The organism is Herbaspirillum sp. UBA812 (genome assembly GCF_002296545.1).
In the GTDB taxonomy this organism is placed as follows: domain Bacteria; phylum Pseudomonadota; class Gammaproteobacteria; order Burkholderiales; family Burkholderiaceae_D; genus Herbaspirillum; species Herbaspirillum huttiense.
Window position 1 is genome coordinate 4,841 of the sequence record NZ_DBIC01000137.1, and the last position, 368, is coordinate 5,208.

Consider the following 368-nt stretch of genomic DNA (forward strand, 5'->3'; position numbering starts at 1 on the left):
GGCCAGCATCGACAAGGTCGCCGGTCCGGTCGGCGAAGCGTTGATCATGACGGCGCTCGGGCTGGCAGTGGCCATTCCCGCCACCTTTGGCTACAACGCGCTCCTGCGCGGCAACAAGAGCATCCTCGCGCGACTGAACAAGTTCGGTTTCGAACTGCATGCGCTGTTCGTCACCGGGGCGCGCGCCGACTCCGCCTCTGCCGCGTCGGAACAGGCCCCGGCCATGCGCCTGCGCACGCGGGGAGCTGCATGATGGGCATGGGTTCCCTCTCCGATTCGGACGATGACTTCAATCCCGAGATCAACACCACCCCGCTGGTGGACGTGATGCTGGTGCTGTTGATCATCTTCATCATCACGGTCCCGGT

The 368-nt window shown here is 64.4% G+C and carries 2 protein-coding genes; both read left to right on the top strand.

Translation table 11 applies throughout. The features are described from left to right. A partial coding sequence (locus B3873_RS08690) for a MotA/TolQ/ExbB proton channel family protein (protein ID WP_286865319.1) occupies positions 1-253 on the top strand: 253 nt, incomplete at its 5' end. Positions 254-258: 5 nt separating this feature from the next. Then, positions 259-368, top strand: a 110-nt coding sequence (locus tag B3873_RS26680; RefSeq protein WP_414651532.1) for an ExbD/TolR family protein, incomplete at its 3' end; no start/stop codon positions are given.